This is a genomic window from Massilia sp. Se16.2.3, from assembly GCF_014171595.1.
In the GTDB taxonomy this organism is placed as follows: Bacteria; Pseudomonadota; Gammaproteobacteria; order Burkholderiales; family Burkholderiaceae_D; genus Telluria.
Window position 1 is genome coordinate 2,468,482 of record NZ_CP050451.1, and the last position, 24,713, is coordinate 2,493,194.

22 protein-coding genes and 2 pseudogenes are annotated in these 24,713 nt (G+C 65.4%); 19 read left to right on the plus strand and 5 right to left on the minus strand.

Going from position 1 to position 24,713, the window contains the following annotated elements; all coding sequences use genetic code 11:
- Positions 1-4 precede the first annotated feature (4 nt).
- The 3 genes from G4G31_RS11320 to G4G31_RS11330 all read left to right on the plus strand — a co-directional run bounded on the left by G4G31_RS11320 (position 5) and on the right by G4G31_RS11330 (position 1,980).
- Complete coding sequence (locus G4G31_RS11320) at positions 5-907, plus strand: cobalamin-binding protein (RefSeq protein ID WP_182991755.1); 903 nt, start codon at positions 5-7, stop codon at positions 905-907.
- Positions 908-1,000: 93 nt separating this feature from the next.
- Positions 1,001-1,666, plus strand: coding sequence for a thiol:disulfide interchange protein DsbA/DsbL (locus tag G4G31_RS11325; RefSeq protein WP_182991491.1), 666 nt, complete (start codon positions 1,001-1,003; stop codon positions 1,664-1,666).
- Positions 1,663-1,980: a hypothetical protein gene (locus G4G31_RS11330; RefSeq protein ID WP_182991492.1), complete on the plus strand. Its 318-nt coding sequence runs from the start codon at positions 1,663-1,665 to the stop codon at positions 1,978-1,980. Before G4G31_RS11325 ends, G4G31_RS11330 begins: the two co-directional genes overlap by 4 nt.
- A gap of 43 nt (positions 1,981-2,023) precedes the next feature.
- Here the strand turns inward: G4G31_RS11330 and G4G31_RS11335 are convergent, their stop codons facing one another.
- Complete coding sequence (locus G4G31_RS11335) at positions 2,024-3,310, minus strand: ATP-binding protein (RefSeq protein WP_229425530.1); 1,287 nt, start codon at positions 3,308-3,310, stop codon at positions 2,024-2,026.
- A gap of 375 nt (positions 3,311-3,685) precedes the next feature.
- Here G4G31_RS11335 and G4G31_RS11340 point away from each other — a divergent pair, with 375 nt between their 5' ends.
- Genes G4G31_RS11340 through blaOXA form a run of 3 tightly spaced genes read left to right on the plus strand, consistent with a single transcriptional unit; the run spans position 3,686 to position 6,074 of the window.
- The gene (locus G4G31_RS11340; protein ID WP_182991493.1) at positions 3,686-4,528 is read left to right on the plus strand and encodes a MipA/OmpV family protein; all 843 of its coding nucleotides are present in this window, start codon (positions 3,686-3,688) and stop codon (positions 4,526-4,528) included.
- 2 nt (positions 4,529-4,530) lie between these two features.
- Positions 4,531-5,337, plus strand: a complete 807-nt coding sequence (locus G4G31_RS11345) for a hypothetical protein (protein WP_229425531.1) — start codon at positions 4,531-4,533, stop codon at positions 5,335-5,337.
- Positions 5,292-6,074: a class D beta-lactamase gene (gene blaOXA / locus G4G31_RS11350; protein WP_182991494.1), complete on the plus strand. Its 783-nt coding sequence runs from the start codon at positions 5,292-5,294 to the stop codon at positions 6,072-6,074. The genes G4G31_RS11345 and blaOXA overlap by 46 nt, the downstream gene beginning before the upstream one ends.
- 25 nt (positions 6,075-6,099) lie before the next feature.
- On the opposite strand, the gene G4G31_RS11355 is transcribed toward blaOXA, so the two are convergent.
- The 3 genes from G4G31_RS11355 to xseA form a co-directional block, all read right to left on the minus strand.
- On the minus strand, positions 6,100-6,807 hold the full coding sequence (locus G4G31_RS11355; protein ID WP_275944337.1) for a response regulator: 708 nt from the start codon (positions 6,805-6,807) through the stop codon (positions 6,100-6,102).
- 183 nt (positions 6,808-6,990) lie between these two features.
- Positions 6,991-7,569, minus strand: a complete 579-nt coding sequence (locus G4G31_RS11360) for a superoxide dismutase (protein WP_182991496.1) — start codon at positions 7,567-7,569, stop codon at positions 6,991-6,993.
- A 126-nt stretch (positions 7,570-7,695) separates the two neighbouring features.
- Positions 7,696-9,057 carry an exodeoxyribonuclease VII large subunit gene (gene xseA / locus G4G31_RS11365; protein WP_182991497.1) on the minus strand — a complete coding sequence of 454 codons (1,362 nt, stop codon included), beginning with the start codon at positions 9,055-9,057 and terminating at the stop codon, positions 7,696-7,698.
- 1,345 nt (positions 9,058-10,402) lie between these two features.
- On the opposite strand from xseA, the gene G4G31_RS11370 reads away from it, so the two are divergent.
- The 7 genes and pseudogenes from G4G31_RS11370 to G4G31_RS11400 all read left to right on the plus strand — a co-directional run bounded on the left by G4G31_RS11370 (position 10,403) and on the right by G4G31_RS11400 (position 16,761).
- A complete protein-coding gene (locus G4G31_RS11370; protein WP_182991498.1) occupies positions 10,403-11,008 on the plus strand; it encodes a MotA/TolQ/ExbB proton channel family protein in 606 nt (201 codons plus the stop codon).
- The gene (locus G4G31_RS11375) at positions 11,008-11,448 is read left to right on the plus strand and encodes a biopolymer transporter ExbD (protein ID WP_182991756.1); all 441 of its coding nucleotides are present in this window, start codon (positions 11,008-11,010) and stop codon (positions 11,446-11,448) included. The genes G4G31_RS11370 and G4G31_RS11375 overlap by 1 nt, the downstream gene beginning before the upstream one ends.
- A 68-nt stretch (positions 11,449-11,516) precedes the next feature.
- A pseudogene (lpxK, locus tag G4G31_RS11380) lies at positions 11,517-12,553 on the plus strand (tetraacyldisaccharide 4'-kinase).
- Positions 12,534-12,704 (plus strand): Trm112 family protein, encoded by a 171-nt coding sequence (locus G4G31_RS11385; protein ID WP_182991499.1) that lies wholly within the window; start codon positions 12,534-12,536, stop codon positions 12,702-12,704. The pseudogene lpxK and the gene G4G31_RS11385 overlap by 20 nt, the downstream one beginning before the upstream one ends.
- An 11-nt stretch (positions 12,705-12,715) precedes the next feature.
- Positions 12,716-13,468 carry a 3-deoxy-manno-octulosonate cytidylyltransferase gene (kdsB, locus tag G4G31_RS11390; RefSeq protein WP_182991757.1) on the plus strand — a complete coding sequence of 251 codons (753 nt, stop codon included), beginning with the start codon at positions 12,716-12,718 and terminating at the stop codon, positions 13,466-13,468.
- Positions 13,469-13,685: 217 nt separating this feature from the next.
- Entirely contained in the window at positions 13,686-14,342 is a 657-nt protein-coding gene (gene adk / locus G4G31_RS11395; RefSeq protein ID WP_182991500.1) for an adenylate kinase, read from the plus strand.
- 190 nt (positions 14,343-14,532) lie between these two features.
- Positions 14,533-16,761, plus strand: a complete 2,229-nt coding sequence (locus tag G4G31_RS11400; protein WP_182991501.1) for a sodium-translocating pyrophosphatase — start codon at positions 14,533-14,535, stop codon at positions 16,759-16,761.
- A 96-nt stretch (positions 16,762-16,857) separates the two neighbouring features.
- On the opposite strand, the gene G4G31_RS11405 is transcribed toward G4G31_RS11400, so the two are convergent.
- Positions 16,858-17,388, minus strand: a complete 531-nt coding sequence (locus tag G4G31_RS11405) for a DsbA family protein (protein ID WP_182991502.1) — start codon at positions 17,386-17,388, stop codon at positions 16,858-16,860.
- Positions 17,389-17,770: 382 nt separating this feature from the next.
- Between G4G31_RS11405 and G4G31_RS11410 the strand changes: the two genes are divergently transcribed.
- The 6 genes and pseudogenes from G4G31_RS11410 (at position 17,771) to G4G31_RS25820 (ending at position 24,640) form a co-directional block, all read left to right on the plus strand.
- Complete coding sequence (locus tag G4G31_RS11410) at positions 17,771-18,469, plus strand: hypothetical protein (RefSeq protein ID WP_182991503.1); 699 nt, start codon at positions 17,771-17,773, stop codon at positions 18,467-18,469.
- A gap of 273 nt (positions 18,470-18,742) precedes the next feature.
- A pseudogene (locus G4G31_RS11415) lies at positions 18,743-19,500 on the plus strand (3-hydroxyacyl-CoA dehydrogenase).
- A 117-nt stretch (positions 19,501-19,617) separates the two neighbouring features.
- Complete coding sequence (gene ggt, locus G4G31_RS11420; RefSeq protein WP_182991504.1) at positions 19,618-21,438, plus strand: gamma-glutamyltransferase; 1,821 nt, start codon at positions 19,618-19,620, stop codon at positions 21,436-21,438.
- Between the two features lie 140 nt (positions 21,439-21,578).
- The gene (locus G4G31_RS27540; protein ID WP_267873669.1) at positions 21,579-21,713 is read left to right on the plus strand and encodes a hypothetical protein; all 135 of its coding nucleotides are present in this window, start codon (positions 21,579-21,581) and stop codon (positions 21,711-21,713) included.
- Between the two features lie 2 nt (positions 21,714-21,715).
- On the plus strand, positions 21,716-21,913 hold the full coding sequence (locus tag G4G31_RS25810; RefSeq protein ID WP_374011305.1) for a hypothetical protein: 198 nt from the start codon (positions 21,716-21,718) through the stop codon (positions 21,911-21,913).
- A gap of 105 nt (positions 21,914-22,018) precedes the next feature.
- Positions 22,019-24,640, plus strand: a complete 2,622-nt coding sequence (locus tag G4G31_RS25820) for a two-component regulator propeller domain-containing protein (RefSeq protein ID WP_229425533.1) — start codon at positions 22,019-22,021, stop codon at positions 24,638-24,640.
- The last annotated feature ends 73 nt before the right edge of the window (positions 24,641-24,713 follow it).

Sequence of the window (24,713 nt, forward strand, 5' to 3'; positions counted from 1 at the left end):
GCTCATGCTCGCAGCCGTGCTGGCGCTCAGCGCGAACCTGGCCGCGGCCGCCATCAGCGTCGTCGACGATACGGGCCGCCGCGTCGTGCTGGCGCGCCCGGCCGCGCGCGTGATCTCGATGGCCCCGCACGTGACCGAACTGGTGTTCGCGGCCGGCGGCGGCGCGCGCATCGTCGGCGCCATGAACCATAGCGACTATCCGGCGCAGGCACGCCGCATCCCGCTCGTCGGCTCGAACAGCCAGATCGACCTGGAACGCGTAGTCGCCCTGAAACCCGACCTGCTGATCGTCTGGCAAAGCGGGAACACCGCGCGCCAGATCGCCCAGCTGCAGGGCCTGGGCATCCCCGTGTTCTACAGCGAGCCGCGCAGCTTCGATGCGGTGGAAAGCAGCCTGCGGCGCTTCGGCCAATTGCTCGGCACGGAGGAACGGGCGGGAGCGGCTGCCGCGCGCTTTCATGCGGAAGTGGCCGGCCTGCGCAGCCGCCATGCGGGACGCCCGCCGGTGACCGTGTTCTACCAGGCCTGGGACGCGCCGCTCTACACGCTCAACGGCGAGCACATCGCCAGCGAGGCGATCCGGCTCTGCGGCGGTCGTAACATCTTTGCCGACCTGAAGACGATCGCGCCCCAGGTCGAGCTCGAGGCGGTGGTGGCGAGTGATCCGGAAGCGATCGTCGGCGGCAAGCGCTATACGCCCCAGGACCGCGGCCTGTCGATCTGGTCGCCTTATCGCGGCATGACGGCGGTACGGCGCGACAACCTGTTCACGCTCGACGAGGAGCTGCTGACCCGGCCCGGGCCGCGCGTGGTCGAGGGGGCCGCGGCCCTGTGCGCGCGCCTGGAGACGGCGCGTGCACGCCGCCGCGCGGCCCTTGTAGGCGGTAAGCGCGCGTTACACCCGTAAGCAAATGCAAAAATGCGCCCGTTTGCCCTAGCCGAGGGCAAAAAAGTGGTAATCTCGCGGTCGTTTTCTCCCTATTTCACCAGAAGGATATTTATGCGCCGCTCCCTGCGTTTCGCCCTTGTCGCCGCCAGCCTGGTCGCCAGCACCGCTTTCGCCACGCCAACCAATCCGCAGAACGGGGTGGAATACACGACGCTGTCGACGCCACAGCCGGTGCAGGCCGTGGGCAAGAAGGTCGAAGTGATCGAATTCTTCGCCTACCACTGCCCGGCATGCTACGCATTGGAACCTGGCTTGAACGAATGGATCAAAAAGAATGCGAATAGCGTCAACCTGCGCCGCATCCACCTGCCGTTCCAGGGCCCGGCCGATCCGGAAGCGCACCTGTTCCTGACGCTCGAAGCAATGGGCAAGGAAGCTGAAATGCATCCGAAGATCCTCAACGCCGTCCACGTCCAGCGCGTGCGCCTGATGAAGGACGAGCAGATCATCGACTGGGTTGCGAAGAACGGCATCGACCGCGCGAAATTCCTGGAAACCTGGAACTCGTTCGGCGTGATGACGAAACTGCGCCGCCTGCCGCAAGCCAGCACCAACTACCAGGTGAGCGGCACGCCGACGCTGATCGTCGACGGCAAGTACCAGACTTCCCCTGGCCAGGTCGCGGAAAAGCTGAAGATCACCGACCGCAACCAGCTGATGCAGGCCCACTTCCAGGTCCTCGATGCACTCGTTGCGAAGGCAGCCAAGACGAAATGAGTGATTCAGAACGCAAGGTCCTCGAAATGTACGAGGGCTCGCGCCCCCGGGAAGAGGACTTGTTCGAGACCAGCCACGTGAACCACGTGGCCTGGTCGCTTGTCGTCATCTTCGCCGGCATCGCCATCTGGCTCTGCATTGCGCTCGTCAATGCCGAAAACCAGCGTTATGCCCTGATGACGAACAAATGTCCGGATCCCGTGTTCAAGGGCGGCGTCGACAAGGCCTGCCTGTACACGGTGCGCTCGCGGGACCACTGGTGGGAACACCTCTGGTACGGCTTCACCCACGTCAAGCCCGAGACGGGAAAGTAAGCGGGAAACAAGAAGCGCCGCGGGCCTCAGCCCTGCGGCAGCGTCACGACGAAGCGGGCGCCGCCGAGCGGCGAGGCCTCCACCGCCAGCGTTCCCCATGCAGCAGCACGGCCTTGCGGGCGATCGACAGGCCCAGGCCGAAGCCGCCGGTCGCGCGGTCGCGGCTGCGGTCGAGCCGGTAGAAGGGCTCGAAGATGCGTTCGCGCTCGTCCTCCGGAATGCCCGGCCCGTCGTCCTCCACGGCGATCGTGATGCGGCTGCCGTCGCTGCGCGCCGACAGGCGGATGTCCTGCGCCGCATATTTCTGTGCATTCCTCAGCAAATTCGACAGCGCGCGTTTCAGGAGGCGCGGATCGGCCTTCACGCGCCCCAGCCCGTCGGGGCAGTCGAGCGCCAGGCGCTGTGCTCCCGGCGGCAGGCCGCTCTCGACCGTACGTAGCAGCACGCCGAGATCGACACTCTGCATCGGCAGGGCCTGTTCGCTGTCGAGGCGCGCCATCCCGAGCAGCTCGTTGACCAGGCTGTTCAGTTCAGTCACGTCGCCCTCCATCGCCGCGATGCGCGCGCGCAGGGCAGGGTCGTCCGCCCTGTCGTGCAGTAGTTCGAGTGCGAATTCCAGGCGCGCGATCGGCGTGCGCAGTTCGTGCGAGACCGAATGCAGCAGGTTCTTCTGCGACACGAGCAGCTGCTCGATGCGGTCGGCCATCAGGTCGATGCGTTCGGCCAGCGGATAGATGCTGCGCGAGGAGCGCATGCGCGCACGCGCCGACAGCTTGCCGGCGCCAAATTCGTCGGCCACGCGCGACAGCGTCTGCAAGCCCTGCCAGTGCGCGCGCGACCACAGCGCGATGGGCGCGAGCAGCGCCAGCGCGACGATCACGTAGCGCACCGCCTCCATCTGCAGCGCCAGGCCGATGTCGATCGGCAGGTTGCGCGCATGGATCACCTCGTCGTCGCTGCCGATATAGCGTTCGCCGGTGAGGTCGACGCGCCGGTAGAAGGACTTGTTCCCGACGTCGAGTACGACTTCGCCGCGCTCGAGCGCACCCAGGCTGGCCGCGGGCAGGAAGGTGCGCGCCCGTGCCAGCGTCACGAGGTCGTAGCGGGTATCGGAGACTTCGCGCGCCCGGTTCAGGCGGGTGAGCCATTCGTCGGTGGGCGCGGCGTCGACATATTGTTCGATCAGGAAGATCTGGGCCGAGGCCTGGCGCCGGGCGATGTCTTCCAGCGGGTCGCCGAACAGGCGGCTCATCGTGAAGTAAATGACGAAGGTCGCCGCCGTGATCGATAACATCACCAGCATGAAAAAGCGGAAGAAAATCCGGTTCACCCGTTGTTCTCCACCCGGCGCCTGCCTGTTGTGCGTTTTACCAACATCATTTTTCTCCCGCCGACATTGTATCGGAGCAAACAGCGAACCGGGCTTTTACAAATTCACGACAATTGGCCGACATTTGATGCGGGATTAATAATTTCCCGCTGGGTAACATCAACGCAGATCAGGTTTTCCGTTTGCCCACCTGACATGCGAGTGTCGGTGGGCTTTTTTATTCCGGTCGCCGCCCAGCGGCGTGCGGCCAGCCGAAGCGCCACGAGGCCTGCCCTCCGCGCCATTGTTGCGTCAAGTGCTGGGGAGCAAGGATATGTTGGAGCTGGGCTTGCCTCAACGTAAAATAATGGCACCTGCGTTTTTGCGATCCCACCCATGACCAAGCTTTTCGCCCTGGCCCTTGCAGCTGTAGCGAACACTGCCGCTGCACAGACGCCGGCGACCAATCCGATGCCTGACGGCAGCCGCGACATGTATGTCGGGCTGGGCGTCGTGTCGGCCCCGCGCTACGAAGGCGCGCGCACGAGCGAGCGCCACGCACTGCCGGTGCTGCAGGTCCAGTGGAGCAATGGCGTCTTCGTGTCGGGCATGGGTGCCGGCATGCACCTGTCGCGCGCGCCCCAGGTCGAGTACGGACCGCTGATCGAAGTCCAGCCGCGTCGTGACGAGTCGGGGCGAAGCGGCGAGATCGGCTCCGCCACCGACACCCGCATCAGCATCATCAAGCTGCCGCCCACCACCCCCGAGAACCGCCCGGAAGGCATGGCGCCGGTCCACGCGCGCCTGCAGGCCGGCGGCTTCCTGAACATCTATCTGGCGCCCGACTGGCGCCTGACCAGCAGCATGCTGTACGGCGCCGGCAACGCGCGCAACGGCGCCAGGCTCGATCTCGGCGTGCAGCGCCTGGCGACGACCATCGGCGACGCCCACCGCATCACGCTGTCGGCTGGGCTGGCGATCGCCAACCGCAGCTATAACCAGGCCTTCTTTGGCGTCGACGAGGCCGATTCCCGCGCCAGCGGCAATCCCATGTTCGCGGCCGGCGGCGGCCGGAAGGATGCGCGCCTGGCCGCCCGCTGGAACTGGGCGTGGTCGCCGTCCTGGATGCTCACGTCCAGCGTCCAGGCCACGCACCTGCTGGGAAGTCCGCGCCACAGCCCGCTCGTCGAGCGGCCGACCAACCTGACGGTTTCCACCGCCATCGCCTACCGGTTCTGACGATGCCACTGGCCCGCCACCTCTCCATCTGCGTCCTGTCGCTATGCGCCACGTCCGCCAGCGCGCAATTGCGTGCCGGGGAATGGGTCAGCTATCGCGATGCCTACCGCGCCATGGTGGTATTCGAAAAGTACGGCGGCGCCAAGAACTACCTGCAGAGCCAGCTCCAGGTCGCCCCCCAGGACAGGTCGGTCTCCTTCGACGGCCTGCAATTGACCCTGGCCGGCAAGACCAACCAGGTCAACCTGCCGCTCGACCCACTTGGACGCGCCGCTTTCCCCCTGCTCAAAGCGGCCTACGACGAGAACGTCGCCTTGCTGCTGAGCCGCAAGATCGGCAGCTTCACCGTGCGCCCGCGCGTATCGATCGCGCTCCAGGCCGACGGTTTGTATGAAGACAGCGAGCTGCGCGCCGCCTGCGAGCAGGCACTGGGCTTCGCCCGCTACGGCGACGGCTCGCTGCGCAGCCGCCAGTGCGGCGGCGTGCGCTTCGTGTTCGCCAAGCGGGCAGGGGGAGGCCGGCGTGCGCCTGCATCGCCAGGACGGCAGCGACAGCGCGCTACCCGTCGTGTCCGGCACGGCCTTCGGCGGCGATGGCGACGACGGCTTCCCGACGGTGCTCTATCGTTTCAACGGCGCGGAGCGGGGCCAGTTGGTCACGGCCAATCCACCGCTGGCGATCGTGCCGGTCTTCGACTAAAAGCTCCCCGCACCGAAGGCAGGCGCCCTGTAGAATTGTTGCCTGACAATTTCATGGAGCCCCAATGCGCCGTTTCCTCCTGCCCCTGCTGTTATCCGCCTGCACGCTGACCCAGGCGGCCGAATGGAAGGACAGTCCGCAAGTCGCGCGCCTGTTCGCCCAGGAAGGCGTCAAGGGAACCTTCATCGTCCACGACGTCGCCGCCGACAGCTACACAGTGCATGACCGCCAGCGTGCGCAAACGCGCTACATTCCTGCCTCGACCTTCAAGATCGCCAACAGCCTGATCGGGTTGTCCACAAGCGTGGTGGCGAATGTCGACACGGTACTGCCCTATGGCAGCGGGCCAACGCGGCGGCCGGAATGGGCGCACGACATGTCGCTGCGCGATGCGATCAGGATATCGAACGTGCCGGTCTACCAGGGCATGGCGCGCCGCATTGGCCTCGAGCGCATGCGTGCGGGCCTGCGCACCCTCGAATACGGCAACATGGATCCGGGGCAAAGCGTCGACACCTTCTGGCTGGACGGCCCGCTGGCGATCAGCGCCCAGGAGCAGACGGTCTTCCTCGACAGGCTGGCGCAGGATAAGCTGGCCGTGCCGAAGGAAGCGATGGCCGCGGTGCGCTACATCCTGCGCCAGGAGGGCAGGGAAGAACTCTATGCCAAGACCGGCTGGGGTTCGCCGCCAGGCGCCACGGTCGACATCGGCTGGTGGGTCGGCTGGGTGAAAAAGGACGGCAAGCTCTACACCTTTGCCCTGAACGTCGACATTCCGGACAACGAGACTGGCGCCAAGCGGGTATCGCTGGGCAAGGCCGCATTGACGGCGCTTGGCTTGCTTTGAATTAGCGCGCCTGACAGAACCGCTCTCAGTTCCAGGCCGAGGGCGAGAACAGGTAGCCCTCGCCCCAGACCGTCTTGATCTTCTCCGACTTGGTGTCGTCGAACTTGCGGCGCAATTTCGAGATGCAGTTGTCGATGCTGCGATCTAACCCGTCGAACTCGATGCCGCGCATTTTCTTCAGCAATTCGTCGCGCGAGAGCACCCGTCCGGCCGCCTCGGCCAGCACCAGCAGCAGCTTGTATTCGGTATTGCTCAGCACACAGAGTTCGTCGCGCCAGTAGACGGTGCGGTCGCTGCCGACGATGCGCAGGGCGCCGAATTGTAGCTCGCCCGCGTCGGGCGCAGCCTTGCCGCCGCTGTTGGCGCCGCTGTTGCTTGTCCTGCGCAGCAGGGCACGCAAACGCGCCAGCAGCACGCGCGGCTGCACCGGCTTGTTGACGAAGTCGTCCGCGCCCTGTTCCAGGCCCGAGACCTCGTCGTAGGAGTCCTCGCGCGCGGTGAGGATCAGGATCGGCACCGGCGAGATCGCGCGGATCTGGCGGCAGACCACCATGCCGTCCAGGCCCGGCAGCATCAGGTCGAGCACCACCACGTCCGGCATGAAGGCCTGGAAGCGCGACAGAGCTTCGTCGCCGCGGGTGACGAGCTCGACGGTGAACTCGTAGTTGGACAGATATTCGGTAACGAGCTCGGCCAGGCGCGCATCGTCTTCCACCAGTAATACTCGGTACATGTGTTTCTCCTCGCTCGACATTCTATAAGAGCAATAGTCGTAAAACACATTTCCTACATAATGGAGACAAGCGGATACAGTTTCGGGACAGTCGGCATATTTCGCAGCCCGATTCCTCATCCCGTTCCGTCATGGGACGAAAAAAAATCCGCCGCAGCGGATTTTTTACACGGCAGCCGAAACTCAGGCCATGTTGCCGTTCACGAATTCCCAGTTGACCAGGTTCCACCACGATTCCACGAACTTGGCGCGGGCGTTGCGGTAGTCGATGTAGTAGGCGTGTTCCCAGACGTCGCAGGTCAGGAGGGCCTTGTCGTCGGAAGCCAGCGGGGTGTGCGCGTTCGAGGTGTTGACGATGTCGACGCCGCCGTCGGCCTTCTGCACCAGCCAGGTCCAGCCCGAACCGAAGTTGCCGACCGCCGACTTCGAGAACTCTTCCTTGAACTTGTCGAACGAACCCCACTTGGCGTTGATCGCGTCCGCTACTTTGCCGGTCGGGGCGCCGCCACCGTTCGGGGTCATGCAGTTCCAGAAGAAGGTGTGGTTCCAGACCTGGGCCGAATTGTTGAAGATGCCGCCCGAGGACTTCTTGACGATTTCTTCCAGGGACATGTTCTCGAACTCAGTGCCCTTGATCAGGTTGTTCAGGTTGGTCACATAGCCAGCATGGTGCTTGCCATAGTGAAATTCCAGGGTCTCGGCGGAGATATGCGGCTGGAGGGCGTCTTTCGCGTACGGCAGCGGTGGCAGAGTATGTTCCATGTCTTATTCCTCTAATTGGTTGGAAACGGTGAACGATTCGTCCGAAACGGCGCATATTCTAAACCGGATGGCCTGATGTTGCATGTTTGCTCCCGAAACCACGGTTTCGCCCGACCGGCGAGGCCTTTATTCGAGTCTTGCCTGCACGCTCGATACCTTCACTTCGGCGCTGCCCTCGGCCAGGCGCATCGTCAGTACCTGACGTGCCTTTATCTGCCCCGGCGAGCGCAGCGCCTGGCCCTCGGCATTGCTGACGATGGCATAGCCGCGCTCGAGCGTGCGCTGCGGGTTCAGCAGTTCCAGCTGCGATGCCAGCGCCGTCAAGGCATCGCGCCGTTGTTTGACCAGGCTGCACACGCTCCCGTTCAGGTGACGCTGTTCCGAGGCCAGCTGGGCACGCAGCGTGCGCAGGTCCGGGCGGTGCCGCGCCCAGCGCTGCTGCAGCTGGGCCAGCAGCACGCCGCCGCGGTGCAATGGCATGCGCACGCCATGGGTGAGGGCACCCGCCATGCTGCGCAATTTGAGGCGCTGGTGCGCGATCTGGGCTGTCGGGCTGAGCAGGCGCCGGCTGAGGTTATCCAGGCCCTGGCTCGCCTCCGACAGCGTGCGCCGCATCGCACGGCGCAGGTCGGTGGCATCCGCCGCAAGCGAGGCCATCCAGTCGTCGCGCGGAGTGGCGGCCAGCTCGGCAGCGGCCGTCGGCGTGGCGGCGCGCAGGTCGGCGGCGAAGTCGGCAATGGTGACGTCGGTTTCGTGGCCGACGCCTGAAATGACGGGGATGCCGCAGGCGGCGATCGCCCGTGCCACGCATTCCTCGTTGAAGGACCACAGGTCTTCGATCGAGCCGCCGCCGCGGCAAACCAGCAGCACGTCGACCTCGGCGCGGCGCGAAGCGGTCATGATGGCCTCGGCGATCTTGTCGGCCGCAAACTGCCCTTGGACGGGCGCCGGATACAGCACGATGTTCACGTGCGGCGCGCGCCGTTTGAGGGCCGTCAGGATATCGCGCAGCGCGGCCGCCTGCGGACTGGTAACGATGCCGATGCTGCGCGTGAACAGGGGCAGTGGGCGCTTGCGTTCGGGCGCGAACAGTCCTTGGGCCGCCAGCTTTTCCTTCAGGCGCAGGAAGGCTTCATAGAGCTGGCCGACCCCGGCGCGGCGGATCGCCTCGACATTGATCTGGTAGTCGCCTCTGGCGCCGTATAGCGTGACGAGGGCGCGCACCTCGACCTTGTCGCCTTCGCGCGGGACGAAGCCGGCATATTGGGCGCGGCTGCGGAACATGACGGAGCGCACCTGGGCGGCGTCGTCCTTCAGCGTGAAATACCAGTGGCCGGAGGCGGCGCGCGTGAAGTTCGAGATTTCCCCACCGATCCACACCAGCGGGAAGCTGCGCTCGAGCAGGCGCGCCACCTGCGCATTCAAGGCGGTGACGCTGAGGACGGCGGGTGCCGCATAGGCGGCGTCGGAAGTCGAATCGTTGAGCATGATCGTAGCGGATGGAAGAAGCCGAGCGATGAGCTTATGGCATATCCGTGGCGGATAAACAAGGGTTTTCTATCGCGCGGCGCCACGCGGGTGGCATCGCCTTTTTTGCTGGCAGCCCAGGGTGATCTGTTTTAAATCAAACACTTGCAAGGTGGTAAGGGCACTTGGGCACAATGTTATCCACAAAAAATGTGGGGAACTCAGCAGTAAGCGGCCGAGGCTGCCACAAAAGCGGGCACGTGGTGGAAGACTGTTTTGAATCAAGGGCTTAAGACATGTCGAACGGCCTTGCGCACATTGTTTTCCACAGTTTGTGTGTAAAGGCTGCGCCGGCTTGCCGAGCCGACCCCATAACGGTACGGGACATCCCGCTTTTCTCTTCCGTATGCGTAGTTCTTAACTGTGCGAAAAATTTATGCAGCGTCAAATTTCTCTTTGAAATCAAAGCGCTTGGCGGAGCGCAACACGCTTCCTCACAATTTTATCCACAGAAAATGTGAAGAAGCGCATCCTAGGGACGATGCGACTTTCAGGCCCGGGGCTTTTCCGGACGGGACCGCTTCAACGCTAAGACTGTTCAGCACATGCTGCCCGCAAACCCGCAGGCCGCGGTAATTGCTTAAAAAGCCAGCGACGCTAAAACGCTGTTCAAATTCATGGACTTAGTGTTTGCCAGGGCTGATTGCACACATTCTTTTCCACAGAAAGCGTGGATAGACCTTGATGCTCAACAAGATAGCGGCCCAACAGGAGAACGGCGGGGCCTGTAGCCATGAACTCCGCCGGAAGTCGATTGAACAACTACTTCCACCCAGCGCTCCCGCTCCCTTTGCAACAGACTGCTACGTTTCGAGGCAGAAATACTTTCCTGTTTAAAATCAAGGGGATGAAGCGAACTGGTCCCGCTTGCTCACACTTTTGTCCACAAAAAGTGTGGGCATCTACTTCAATGTTCGCTGCCGGCCGGGTGGTTCGATCCATGCTGCATTTATAGGCGCGGCTTTATTGTTGAGCTAAATCAAAGACTTAGTCTGCTCGACTGATCCTTGCGCACAATTTTATCCACAGAAAATGTTTGCAAGTTCCGCTCGGCCACTGTCACTGCACATTTCGTGCGCGTCAAAACGAAACAATGATTTCCTTCGCTGCCAAATTCTTGCGCATAGGAAAAATTTCCTTAAGAATCAAGGTGCTTGTGCCTGATCAAGGCCCTTGCGCACAATTTTATCCACAGAAATTGTGCAGAACTTTGGCCAGCAGCCTCGCGCACGGCGCGTGTCAGGCTTGCCGCAATGCTGTCAACTTGTTACATTGCCGAATTCGTTTCTATTTAGCAGGAGTTCACTTGTTCGCCATTCTCCAAGCCGCCGGTTGGCCCATCTGGCCTTTGTTGTTCGCTTCCATCCTGGCCCTGGCCCTGATCATCGAACGCCTGGTTTACCTGCGCCGCGAAAAAATCCTGCCGAAGCAGCTGCTGGGCGAAGTGATCCAGGTCTACCGCAACAACAAGGTCACCCCCGACATCATCAATACGCTGGAACAGAATTCGCCGCTCGGCACCGTGCTGGCGGCCGCGCTGCGCAACGTCGACGCGCCGCGCGAAGTCATGAAGGAATCGATCGAAGAGGCCGGCCGTGGCGTCGCCCATGTGCTCGAGCGCTTCCTGACCACGCTGGGCACGATCGCTTCGCTGGCGCCGCTGATGGGCCTGTTCGGTACGGTGGTCGGCATGATCGAGATTTTTGGCTCGCAAAACGCCAGCGGCGCCAACCCGGCCCAGCTGGCGCACGGCATCTCGGTGGCGCTGTACAACACCGGGTTCGGCCTCGCGATCGCCATGCCGGCGCTGGTGTTCTACCGCCACTTCCGCGCCCTGGTCGACAGCTTCATCATCGACATGGAACTGCAGGCCGTGAAATTTGTCGACGTCGTCCACGGGGCGCGCAAATGATGGATTTCCGCCGCGGCCGCAAGCGCGAGGATCCGGAGATCAACCTGATCCCGTTCATCGACGTGCTGCTGGTCGTGCTCATCTTCCTGATGGTGTCGACCACCTACAGCAAGTTCACCGAACTGCAGATCACGCTGCCGACGGCCGACGCCGAAAAAGCAGCCGAGAAGCCGTTCGAGATCAACGTCACCATCGATGCCAAGGGCAACTACACCGTCAACGGCACCCCGGTCTCGTTCAATGGCGTGGGCGGCCTGGCCGACGACCTGAAGGCCGCTGCGCGCAGCGGTCCGAACGGCCAGCCGGTGAAGGATCCGGTCGTCATCGTCAATGCCGACCAGTTCGCGATGCACCAGATGGTGATCAATGTGCTGGAAGCGGCGCGCATCGCCGGCTACGACAAGCTGACCTTCGCTGCCCAGACCGGCGGTAAAAAGTAACCCTCAGTTAAACAGGGCGGACAGCACCGGGCGCCTGGCCACCCGGTGCTGTTTTCTTTTGAACTCCCATGTCGAACCCTCGCTCCCTCGAAACGACCCTGACCCGCGCCTGGCTGCGCCGCGGTCCGCTCGCCTGCGCCCTGTGGCCGCTGTCGCTGCTGTTTCGCGCGCTGGCGGCGCTGCGTGGCGCGCTGTTTCGGGCTGGCGCACTGAAGGCTGAGCGCCTGCCGGTGCCGGTGATCGTCGTCGGCAACATCTTCATCGGCGGCACCGGCAAGACACCGCTGACGATCTGGCTGGCCGAGGCCCTGCGCGCGGCCGGTTTCCATCCGGGCGTGATTTCGCGCGGGCACGGAGGGGACGGCGACGCGGCGGTGCTGCCGGTCACGGTGGACTCGGACACGCGCGCGGTCGGCGACGAGCCCCTCCTGATCGCGCGCCGCGCACGCGTGCCCGTCTTCGTCGGGCGCAAGCGTGCCCAGGCGGGCAGGGCGCTGCTGGCGGCGCATCCGGACGTCGACGTGCTCATCACCGACGACGGCCTGCAGCACTATGCGCTGGCGCGCGACATCGAAGTCGTGCTCTTCGACGGCCGCGGGTCGGCAACGGCTGGCTGCTGCCGGCCGGGCCGCTGCGCGAGCCGCCCTCGCGCCGGCGCGATTTCACGGTGGTGAACGCGCCTGAATTGACGCCGCAACTGGCGCGCGCAGTGGGTGGCCGGCCCTTCCGCATGGAGCTGGCCGGCGACCATGCGGAGCGCCTGGGTGGCGCCGGCGAACGCCTGCCGCTGGGGTCCTTTGCCGGCAAGCGGGTGCTGGCGGCGGCCGGCATCGGCAATCCGGGCCGCTTTTTCGCACTGCTGCGGGGCGCCGGACTGCAATTGGCCGAACTGCCCCTGCCCGACCATTACGATTTCCGCGACAATCCTTTTGCTGCGGTGGAGGCCGATGTCATCCTGATCACGGAGAAGGATGCAGTAAAATGTGGGCAACTTGAAAACCTGAAGCACGACCCGCGCCTGTGGGTCGTCCCGGTGACGGCGCGCATCGATGCCGCGCTGGCCGAACAAATTGTGGAGAAATGTCGTGGACGCTCGCCTGCTTGATATCCTGGTCTGCCCGCTGTGCAAGGGACCGCTCGAATACGATAAGAAGGCGCAGGAACTGACTTGCCGCCCCGACCGCCTGGCTTACCCGATCCGTGACGGCATTCCGATCATGTGGGCCGACCAGGCCCGCCGCATCGAACCGGTGTGAGCACCGGCCGTATGGGCTTTACCGTCATCATCCCGGCGCGCCTGGCCTCGACGCGCCTGCCGAACAAGCCGCTCGCCGACCTCGGCGGCAAACCGATGGTCGTGCGCGTGGCCGAGCGCGCGCGCGAGTCCGGTGCGGCGCGCATCATCGTCGCCACCGACCATCCCGACATCCTGGCCGCCTGCGCCGCGCATGGCGTCGAGGCGCGCATGACGCGCGCCGACCACCCGTCCGGCACCGACCGCATCGCCGAAGTGGCGCGCGAACTCGGCCTGGCGGACGACGAGGTCGTCGTCAACCTGCAGGGCGACGAGCCGCTGATCGATCCGACCCTGCTGGCCGCCTGCGCCGCCCGCATCGAGGCCGGCGTGCCGATGGCCACCTGCGCCCATCCGCTGCACGAGGTGGCGGACGTGTTCAATCCGAACGTGGTGAAGGTCGTGCTCGACCGCCGGGGCAGGGCGCTGTATTTTTCGCGCGCCACGATTCCCCGGCACCGCGACGCCTTCGCTGACAGCCGCGACGCGCTGCCGCCGGGCTACGCCCCGCTGCGCCACATCGGCCTCTACGCCTACAGCAACGCCTTCCTGCAAGCCTACCCGAGCCTGGAAGTGGCGCCGCTCGAGCAGGCGGAAGCCCTGGAACAGCTGCGCGTGCTCTGGCACGGCTACCCGATCGCGGTCCACGTCACCGACAGTGCGCCGCCGGCCGGCGTCGACACTCCGGAAGACTTGGCGCGGGTACGTGCGGTGTTTGCGGCCTGAATGCGTCCTGAATACGTTTTGACCGAGGTGAAAAGGGATTGCGCGCGCGCCTGTGCCCGATCAAGTGAGGCTGCCGACAAGCCCTTCCTTACCCCTGGCGATTGGCGCTGACGCTGACTTTTGTGGTAAGTTTCGTACCAAGGCTGCCAGATATGCATCAATCCCGCTTCGTTGCCAACACAATTACAATTTTCAACATCCGTCTTAGGAATTTTTCATGCGTCTCATTCTGTTAGGAGCGCCTGGCGCCGGCAAAGGCACCCAGGCTAACTTCATCAAGGAAAAATACAATATCCCGCAGATCTCCACCGGCGACATGCTGCGTGCGGCGATCAAGGCCGGCACCGAACTGGGCCTGGCGGCGAAAAAAGTAATGGACGCAGGGGGACTCGTTTCCGACGACATCATGATCGGGCTGGTGAAGAACCGCCTGCAGGAAGCCGATTGCGCCAACGGCTACCTGTTCGACGGCTTCCCGCGCACCATCGCGCAGGCCGACGCCATGAAGGACAACGGCATCAACGTCGACTACGTGCTGGAATTCGACGTGCCCGACGAGATGATCGTCGAGCGCATGAGCGGCCGCCGCTCGCACCCGGGCTCGGGCCGCGTGTACCACACGAAGTTCAATCCGCCGAAGGTTGCCGACATCGACGACATCACCGGCGAGCCGCTGGTCCAGCGCGACGACGACAAGGAAGAAACCGTCAAGAAGCGCCTCGAGGTCTACCATAACCAAACCGAAGTGCTGCTTGGCTACTACAACAAATGGGCCCAGTCGGGCCTGCCGGGCGCCCCGAAATACCGCAAGATTTCGGGCGTGGGCCCAGTCGAACAAGTACGCGACGCGGCGTTTGCCGCACTCGCCGAGTAAGACCGAAAGCGGACGCGAGTCCGCTTTTTTTTCGTGCCCCGGCTGTACCAGAGCGCCTTTGCGCTCATGGAGCACCAATGGTTTGCATCAAAGTCAGCAGTACGCAGTGAGGCAGACTCCTTCGCCGTAGCGGGTGAAGCGTCTTTCAATGTGTGGTTGTGAATACTTGATCAAAATCTAAGGGGACGATATGGCAGCAAACTTTCTCGCGTTTGCGGTGGCGTGCGGCGCCATTGCGGTCATCTACGGGCTATGGGCCAGGGCCTGGATCCTGCGCCAGGACGCCGGCAACGAACGCATGCAGGCCATAGCGCAGGCGATCCAGGAGGGCGCCGGGGCCTACCTGGCGCGCCAGTACCGCACCATCGGCATGGTCGGTCTCGTGCTGCTGGTAGCCATCTGGTTCCTGCTGGGACGCTGGACCGCGCTCGGCTTCTTCGGCGGCGCCGTCCTGTCGGCCGCCTGCGGCTTCATCGGCATGAACGTCTCGGTGCGCGCCAATGTCCGTACCGCCCAGGCGGCAGCGAGCGGCATGAGCGCGGCCCTGAACGTCGCATTCAAGGGCGGCGCAATCACCGGCATGCTGGTGGTCGGCCTGGGCCTCCTGGGCGTCACGCTGTTCTACTGGCTGCTCACCAGCATGGCAGACGGTAGCGGCCAGTCCCGCCACGACGTCATCGAGCCCCTGATCGGGCTGGCCTTCGGCGCTTCCCTCATCTCGATCTTCGCGCGCCTGGGCGGAGGCATCTTCACCAAGGGAGCCGACGTCGGCGCCGACCTCGTCGGCAAGGTCGAGGCCGGTATTCCGGAAGACGACCCGCGCAACCCCGCCGTCATTGCCGACAACGTCGGCGACAACGTGGGCGACTGTGCCGGCATGGCCGCCGACCTGTTCGAAACCTATGTCGTCACCCTGATCGCCACCATGCTGCTGGGGGCGCTGATGGTGACCGATAACATCGGCGAAGCGATGCTCTACCCGCTGCTCCTCGGCGCGGTATCGATCCTCGGCTCCATCGTCGGCTGCGCCATGGTGCGGGCCCGTCCCGGGCGCAAGATCATGGCCGCGCTCTACACCGGCCTGTGGTGGGCGGCCGGGCTGTCCCTGCTGGGCTTTGCCGTCGTCACCTGGATGGTATGGGAAGACCCAGCCATGCGCGGCAGCATGCTCGGTTGCGCCATCGTCGGCATCGTGCTCACTGGCCTGATGGTCTACATCACCGAGTACTACACGGGCACCCAGTTCAAGCCGGTCCAGCATATCGCCGAAGCCTCGACCACCGGCCACGGCACCAACATCATCGCCGGCCTGGGGGTCTCGATGAAGTCGACCGCCTATCCGGTACTGGTGGTGTGCGCCGCCATCCTGATCGCCTACCAGCTCGGCCAGCTGTATGGCATCGCGATCGCCGCCACGTCCATGCTGTCGATGGCCGGCATCATCGTCGCGCTCGACGCCTATGGTCCGATCACCGACAACGCCGGCGGCATCGCCGAAATGAGCGGCATGCCCGATTCCGTGCGCGCCGTTACCGATCCGCTCGACGCCGTCGGCAATACCACCAAGGCCGTCACCAAGGGTTATGCGATCGGTTCTGCCGGCCTGGCCGCGCTGGTGCTGTTCGCCGACTACACCCACGCGCTTGACTCGGCCGGCAAGTCCATCGTGTTCGAGCTGTCGAATCCCCTCGTGATCGTCGGCCTCTTCATCGGCGGCCTGATTCCCTACCTGTTCGGGGCAATGGCGATGGAGGCGGTCGGGCGTGCGGCCGGCGCCGTCGTGGTCGAGGTACGGCGCCAGTTCCGCGATATCGTCGGCATCATGGACGGCAGCGGCAAGCCCGAGTACCACAAGGCGGTCGACATGCTGACCGCCTCGGCCATCCGCGAAATGATCATTCCCTCGCTGCTGCCGGTGATCGTGCCGGTCGCGGTGGGCATGCTGCTGGGGCCTGCGGCCCTGGGCGGACTGCTGGTGGGCACCATCATCACCGGGCTGTTCGTTGCCATCTCGATGACCACGGGCGGCGGCGCCTGGGACAATGCCAAGAAATACATCGAGGACGGCCACCACGGCGGCAAGGGCTCGGATTCGCACAAGGCGGCCGTCACCGGCGACACCGTGGGCGACCCCTACAAGGACACGGCGGGGCCGGCGGTCAATCCGCTCATCAAGATCATCAACATCGTCGCGCTGCTGATGGTGCCGCTCTTGCCGGCAGCCGGGTGGATCGCCGTTTCCGAGCCGCAGATCGCCCAGCTGAAGCGTCCGCCGCGGGCAAGCGTGCCGGCGACGGCCACCGCGCCAGGCGTGGCGCCGGCATTGGCACCGGCGGCCGCAAGCGCGGTCGGAGCCGACAGGCCACCGGCAACGGCGGCGACGAAAACGGCAGTGCAGGTGGAAGCGACGCGGCCCTGACCCGGACCGCGCCCGACGCTACAGTCTTGCGGCTGTGCGGCCCTGGTGGGCAGCACAGCCGGTGTGCGGGACGCAGCGGTGTGGCGGAGAAGCGCGCTAGCCCTTGCCGCCCAAGGCCTGTTCGATGGCGGCCGCCAGCGAAGCATGGTCCGAGTCGCCGTGATAGCGCTCGCCGTTGATGAAGAAGCTCGGGGTGCCCTTGGCACCGTGCGCGTGGGCCTCCTGCACATCGCGCTCGACGCGTGCGCGATGGCGTCCGCCTTCGAACTCGCTCGTGAAGCGCGCCACGTCGAGCTGCAGGTTGGCGGCAAGCGCCGGCAGCGTGTCCTCGTCCAGCATGCCCTGGTTCTCGAACAGGGCGTCGTGCATGTCCCAGAACTTGCCCTGGGCAGCGGCGGCTTCGGCGGCTTCGGCGGCGGGCTGCGCGAAGGGATGCAGGTCGGTGAGCGGCAGGTGGCGGAATACGAGGGTCACCTGGTCGCCGTGCTGGCGCTGCAGCTGGGTCAGCGCCGCGTGGGCGCGGGCGCAATAGGGGCACTGGAAGTCGCCATACTCGATCAGGGTCACGGCCGCGTTCCTGCCGCCGCGGACGTGGTCGTCCTCTGCAATCGTCAAACTGTTGCTCATGCTCTCTCCAATGGTTGGGCCGGCAGGCCGGCGATTGCAGCCATGATGGCATGAGGCAGGGCCTGTACGCCGCAGGTTTCCGTGCGTCAGTACTCTTCAGAACATGCACCCCCGGCTCGCCGCTTAGCGCAGCGAAACACGGGAGGCCAAATGGGTAATGGCGATGAGCTCCTGCCCACACCTCTTCGCCGATAGGCCACGCAGTTGCGCCAGACCATGCGCGATGACGCCACGGTTGACGTCGTTCCATGCTCGTGGTGGCGCTGCGTTCCCGGGCTGGGCATAGGGCGGATGAGCGAATGACGGCGGGCGCAAGTGCGCGCCATGGGGCGGCGCGCAGGCGGATAATCCTGCCATCGGCCAGATTCGTCAGGAGGACGGCATGGAACATGCACACGACCCCCGGCAGGGGAAGGGCGCACGGCACGAACGGCACATGAAGGCGGCCAGGATCGTGCTGGCCTTGCTGGTCGCCCCGGTGGCCAGCAGCGTTGCCGGCCAAAGCACGCAACCGCGCGCTACGGGCGCGGCGGCTCCCGCCCAGGCCAGCCCGCCGCCTGCTACCGGCCCCAGCTACGGACCGGTACTGCATCCGCAGCCGCTCAAATCGGAACCGGGCGCCCAGCCCGAGCAGACGCCCCAGGCCCGGGAAGAAAAGGCCGGCGCCGTGGCGCAGCCACGCCGGGGGGAGAGGTGGATCCCTCGGCACGGCCGGCACCGCAGCCGAAGGACCCGGCCGGCTCTGGAGCGGAGAAAGCCGGAAACGGGAAAAGCAGGGATGCGCGCAGGGAAACAGGAAAGGCTGCACGCAAAGATGCGCGCAACAGCGGGCCGCGGCGCGCCGTGTGGCAGCGCATCGATCCCTTGCCGGCCGTGGCCTCTGACGGCACCGCCGCCGTCGCCACCGCTGCCGCCGCAGCCGGTCTCGACCGTACCGGGGCCGGCGCAGATCAATACCTGTCTGGGCAGCACCTGCATCGACACGCAGGGCGCCACCTACAACACGGGCGTCGGCAACGCGGCGGTCAACAGCAGCGGCAGGCTGTGCAACCGCAGCGGCAACACGATGCAGTGCTTCTGAAAAGCCGCACGCGCCTCGAATGAGCCCGGTAGCTTGCGCCCGGTAGGGCAGTCCCGGGCGGGCAGCCCCAGGCGGGCAGCCCCAGCAAGCAGCCCCCGGCGGGCGGCTCCAGCGGGCAGCCCCAGCGGGCCGCTGCGACGGCGATACCCTCCGCTGCCGATCCCATTCTTTTCAACTCCACGTGGTTTTTTTCCCCAAAGTTCGCTACAATCCTGCGAGTTGACGTTAACGTAAACGTCAAAGACCGCGAACTGGACAAGAAAAGGGAAAACCATGCAAATTCAGAATAATGTGTTCATCGTCACCGGCGGCGCGTCGGGCCTGGGAGCGGCCACCGCACGCATGATCACCGACGCGGGCGGCAAGGTCGTCATCGCCGACGTGCAGGCAGAGGCGGGCGCTGCGCTGGCAGCCGAGCTGAACGGTCAGTTCGTCAAGTGCGACGTCACCTCCGAGGAGGACGGCAAGGCGGTCGTGGCCGCTGCCGTCGCCATGGGCACGCTGCGTGGCCTGGTCAACTGCGCCGGCGTCGCGCCGGCCGTGAAAACCGTGGGCAGGATGGCCCGCACCCGCTCGACGTGTTCCAGCGCGCGGTGAACATCAACCTGGTCGGCACCTTCAACATGTCGCGCCTGGCCGCCGAAGCGATGGGCAACACGGAAGCGGGCGAATACGGCGAGCGCGGCGTCATCATCAACACCGCCTCGGTCGCGGCCTTCGATGGCCAGATCGGCCAGGCGGCCTACGGTTCGTCGAAGGCGGCCGTCGCCGGCATGACGCTGCCGATGGCACGCGACCTGGCACGCAGCGGCATCCGCGTGATGACGATCGCCCCCGGCATTTTCGAGACCCCGATGCTGATGGGCATGCCACAGGAAGTGCGCGACTCGCTCGGCAAGATGGTGCCGTTCCCGCCGCGCCTCGGCATGCCGAAGGAATATGCCCACCTGGCCAAGGCCATCATCGAGAACGTCATGCTCAATGGCGAAACGATCCGCTTGGACGGGGCGATTCGTATGCAGCCAAAATAAGGGCTGGTCTTGTCAGGCAGCTGCGTGGAATGAGCCATCTGACAATTTAAGGTAGGATGCCAAACGGTATCGGGCGCGCAGCGCAGCTTGCGCGCCCGCTTTGCTTTTGGAGAATCCATGATCACGTTGAAGAAGTTCGCCGGTGCGGCCGCGTTGCTGACGCTGGGCGCGTTTGCCGCGGTGAATGCGCCGGCCCAGGAAGTCGCCCAGAAGGCAGTTCCAGGCACTGCCCAGGAAGCCGCCCAGCGCGCCCCCGAGATTTCTACCGGCTATGCCGACAAGGCCGGCTGGGCGGCGCGCAAGTACATGGTGGTGGCGGCCCATCCGCTGGCGGTCGAGGCCGGCTACCAGATCCTGAGGAAGGGCGGCAGCGCCATCGATGCCGCGATCGCCACGCAGATGGTGCTGACCCTGGTCGAGCCGCAGAGTTCGGGCATCGGCGGCGGTGCCTTCCTGATGCATTATGACGGCAAGAAGGTGCAGGCCTTCGACGGCCGCGAAACGGCGCCAAAGGCGGCCGACGAACACCTGTTCCAGAAGCCCGACGGCACGCCGCTGTCGCGTACCGCCGGCATCGTCGGCGGGCGCTCGGTCGGCGCGCCGGGTGTGCTGCGCATGCTCGAGCTGGCCCACAAGCAGCATGGCAAGCTTCCCTGGAAGACGCTGTTCGAACCGGCGATCCGCTTGTCCGAACGCGGCTTCCCCGTCAGCGAGCGCCTCAACGGCCTGCTGACCTGGGACGCGCATATCCGCAAGGACCCGGCTGCAGGCAGCTATTTCTACGATGCCGCAGGCAAGCCCTGGCCAGTCGGGCACGTATTGAAGAACCCGGCGCTGGCGAAAACCCTGCGCGAAATCGCGCGCGGCGGCGCCGATGCCTTCTACAAGGGACACATCGCACGCGACATCGCGGCGAAGGTCAGGAGCCATCCGACCAACCCGGGCCTGCTGACGGCGCGCGATATCGCCGACTACCGTCCCAAGCTGCGCGATCCGGTCTGCAGCGACTACCGCGTCTACACCGTCTGCGGCATGCCGCCGCCATCCTCGGGCGGCATCGCCGTTGCCCAGATGCTCGGCATGTTCGAGACGCGCGACATGGCCAGCCTGGCGCCAAAGGACGGCGTACCGGGCGTCGACGCCCTGCACCTGTTCTCGGAAGTGGGGCGCCTGGCCTATGCCGACCGCAACCGCTACGCGGCCGATACCGACTTCGTGCCGCTGCCCGGACGCGGGTTGCCGGCCCTGATCGACAAACAATATCTGGCGCGCCGCGCTGCGCTGATCACGGAGCGCTCGATGGGCGAAGCACCCGCCGGCAACCCGCTCGGGCTGGACGTGGCCTGGGGTCGCGACAACGCCATCGAAACGCCGTCGACCTCGCACCTGGTTGTCGTCGACGGTCACGGCGCCGGGCTGTCGATGACGACCACGGTCGAAGACGCCTTCGGTTCGCGCCAGATGGTCGGCGGCTTCATCCTGAACAACCAGCTGACCGATTTTTCCTTCGACTCGGTTGACGCAAGCGGCCCGATCGCCAACCGCGTCGAGCCGGGCAAGCGCCCGCGCAGCGCGATGTCGCCGACGGTCGTGTTCGACAAGAAGAGCGGCAAGCTCGTCATGGCAATCGGCTCGCCTGGAGGGCCGGCGATCATCAATTACGTTGCCAAGGTACTCGTCGGCACCCTCGACTGGGGCCTGAACGTGCAGCAGGCGATTTCGCTGCCGAACTTCGGCAGCCGCAACGGTCCGACCGAGCTCGAAGCGGGGCGCTTCCCACAGGCAACCGTGGACGCACTCAAGGCACGCGGCCATGCGGTGCGCCAGCTGGAACTCAATTCCGGCCTGCACGGCGTCATGCGCCTGCAGATCCATGGCGAGCCCTGGTGGTTCGGTGGTGCGGATCCGCGACGCGAAGGTGTCGCAAAAGGTGACTGACGGGCAATAATTTCCCTCAAGCTGCACTTTGTTTGATAACCTTACGAGGTGGACAAAGAACAAGACAGCGCGACGCCATCGACCGCAGCCGGGACGCCGGTCCCGCTGCGCCATGCCTACCCATTTTGGTCATCGGCGGCATGAGAGCCTTCCTGCTCGCTGCGCTGCTGGCGCTGGCCGCCTGTCTCGGCACGGCGGCGCATGCCGCACCGGCGCCGACGCTGCGCTTCGAACACCTCAGCGTCGAAGACGGCATGGCCCAGAAACCGTGCTGACCATGGCCCGGGATGCCGACGGCTTCATGTGGTTCGGCACCCAGAACGGCCTGTCGCGCTTCGACGGCTACCGCTTCGTCAATTTCCGCAACCTCGTCGGCGACGCGACCACCCCGGGCAGCAACTGGATCCGCGTGCTCCACGTCGATCCCAAGGGGCCGCCTGTGGATCGGCAGCGATGGCGGCCTGGCGCGCTATGACGCCACCACCCAGCGCTTCCAGCAATTCCTGCCGAACGAGCCGGCGCGGCGTGGCAACGGCAACCGCCGTGTGCGCGCCATCCTCGACGACGGCAAGGGCGGCCTGTGGCTGGGCACGGGCGACGGCCTGCAGCATTTCGACATCGACAGCAACCGCTTCACGACCTGGCACCAGGTTCCCGGCGACCCGCACAGCCGGGCAACGACGAAATCACCGCGCTCGCGCTGGACAAGCGCGGCCGCCTCTGGATCGGCACCGCAACCGGGGTCGACAGTTTCGATCCGGTGCGGCGGCGCTTCGACCACCATTGGCCCAACGACGGCAAGGCGGTGGAGGTGCACACCCTACTGGCGGACGCTGCCGATACGCTGTGGATCGGCCACGTCGGCGGCCTGGAGCGCATGCAGCTGGCAGGCGGGAAGGCCGGTGCCGTGCGTAGCCTGGGACAGGCCGAGAACATGCCGCGCACCTACGTGTCCGCCATCTACGACGACGGCAAGGGGCAACTCTGGGTGGGCACCCGCGACGACGGACTCTTCCGGTGGAACGCCAAGCGCAACAACTTCGAAGTGCACCGCCAGGCGCTCAACGACTCCCACAGCCTGACCGACAACCACATCTCGTCGCTGTTTCGCGATCGCGTCGGTACTTTTTGGGTCGGCACCTGGTATTCCGGCGTCTCGCGCGTCGACCTCGGCAGCGGCGGCTTCGCGCGCTTGCTGCTCGAGCGCGACGGCAGCGGCGAGGCCGCCGACAACCGCGTGCGTGCGATCGACAACGACGGGACAGGGCGCCTGTGGCTGGCCGTGGCGACCAGCCTCCAGCTCTACGACCCGACCCTGACCGGCAAGGATGCCTACCGCTTGTGGCGTCACGATCCGAACAATCCGAACAGCCTGATCGACTCCCGGGTCAACGCCGTGCTGCGCGACCGCGACGGCCTGATCTGGGTCGGCGGACGCACCGGCATCACCAGCTTCGACGTCAAGCGCGGGCGCTTCACGCGCCAGGTGCTCGTGCCGGGCGACACCCACGCCAATACGGTGCGCGCGCTGTCGCTCGGGCGCGACGGCAGCGTCTGGATCGCCACTCGCGGCGGCCTGCACCGGCTCGACCCGCGTACGCGCCGCCTGGAGACCTTTCGCCACGACCCGATGCGCCAGGGCAGCCTGTCCGACAACAACGTGCGCCCCATGCTGGACGACAGCCGCGGACGGCTGTGGGTCGGCAGCTTCAACGGCCTCGACTTGCTCGACCGCAGCAGCGGGCGCTTCCGCCATTTCCGCCACGACCCTTTCGACCCAAATAGCCTCAGCCATGACGAGGTGCACACGCTGTACGAGGACAAGGCCGGCAACATCTGGGTCGGCACGGCCGTCGGCCTGAACAAGATGGTCACCGCCGCCGACGGTTCGGTGAGCTTCGTGCGCTACACCTCGCGCGACGGCCTCGTCGACGACGCGGTGGCATCGATCCTGGAAGACGCCCATGGCGTGATCTGGGTCAGCACCAATGACGGCCTGTCGCGCTTCGACCCTGCCACCAACGCCTGGCGCAACTATACGGAGGTCGACGGCACCATCGACGGTGCCTATTACGACAGTTCGGCCGTGCGTGCGCCGGACGGCACCCTGTACTTCGGCGGCTTCAATGGGATGACCGCCTTCGACCCCGACGCCCTGCGCCACAACCGCATCGCGCCGCGCGCCGTCATCACCGGTATCGAGATTTTCAACCGGCCCGTGCAGACCGCCTACCCGCATCTGCTGAACGGTCCCGTCGAGAACACGCGTGCGATCACGCTGCCGTCCGCGTATTCGGTTTTTTCGCTCGAGTTCTCGGCGCTGCACTACGCCGCGCCGCAGCACAACCGCTTCTCGTACAAGCTCGAGGGCTTCGACGAGCAATGGGTCAGCGCCGACGCGGCCAAGCGCTTCGCCACCTATACCAATCTCGATCCCGGCAAGTACCTGTTCCGGGTGCGCGCCGCCAACAAGGACGGGGTCTGGAGCGAGACGCCGGCCACGCTCGCCATCACGATCGAGCCCCCGGTGTGGGGCACCTGGTGGTTCCGTGGCGTCCTGCTGGCGACGCTGGTCGGGCTCGGCACCGGCGGCTATACCTGGAGGGTGCGGCGCCTGAGCCAGCAGAAGGCCCATCTCGAGCGCCTGGTCAGCACCCGCACCGAGGAAATCGCCCAGCAGAACAGCCTGCTGGAACGCCAGACCGAGGAGCTGCGCGAACGCGAGCGCGAGGTGCGCCGCAGCACGGAGGAGCTGGCCGAGGCCAACCGCGCCCTGTACGAGAACGAGGAACGCCTGCGCCTGGCCAAGGACCGCGCCGAGGACGCCGCGCGCCAGAAGTCCGAATTCCTGGCCAACATGAGCCACGAGATGCGCACGCCGCTTGCCGGCGTCATCGGCATGCTCGGCTTCGCGCTGCGCGACGGCCTGCTGCGCGAGAATACGCGCGAACAGATCCTGCGCGGCCAGGCCAATGCCCAGTCGCTGCTGGCGATCATCAACGACCTGCTCGACTTCTCGAAGATCGAGGCCGGCAAGCTGACGATCGAGAACATCGACTTCGCCCTGGACGGCGCGATCAACAACGTGGCCGGCCTGTTCGAGGAGCAGGCGGCCGCCCACAGCGTCGGTTTCGCGATCGCGCTCGACGAGCGGCTGCCGCGCTTCGTCGTGGGCGACCCGACGCGCCTGCGCCGGTGCTGATCAACCTGGTCGGCAATGCCTTCAAGTTCACCCCGAGCGGGCAGGTGACGCTGCGCGTCGAGCGCCGCCCGGA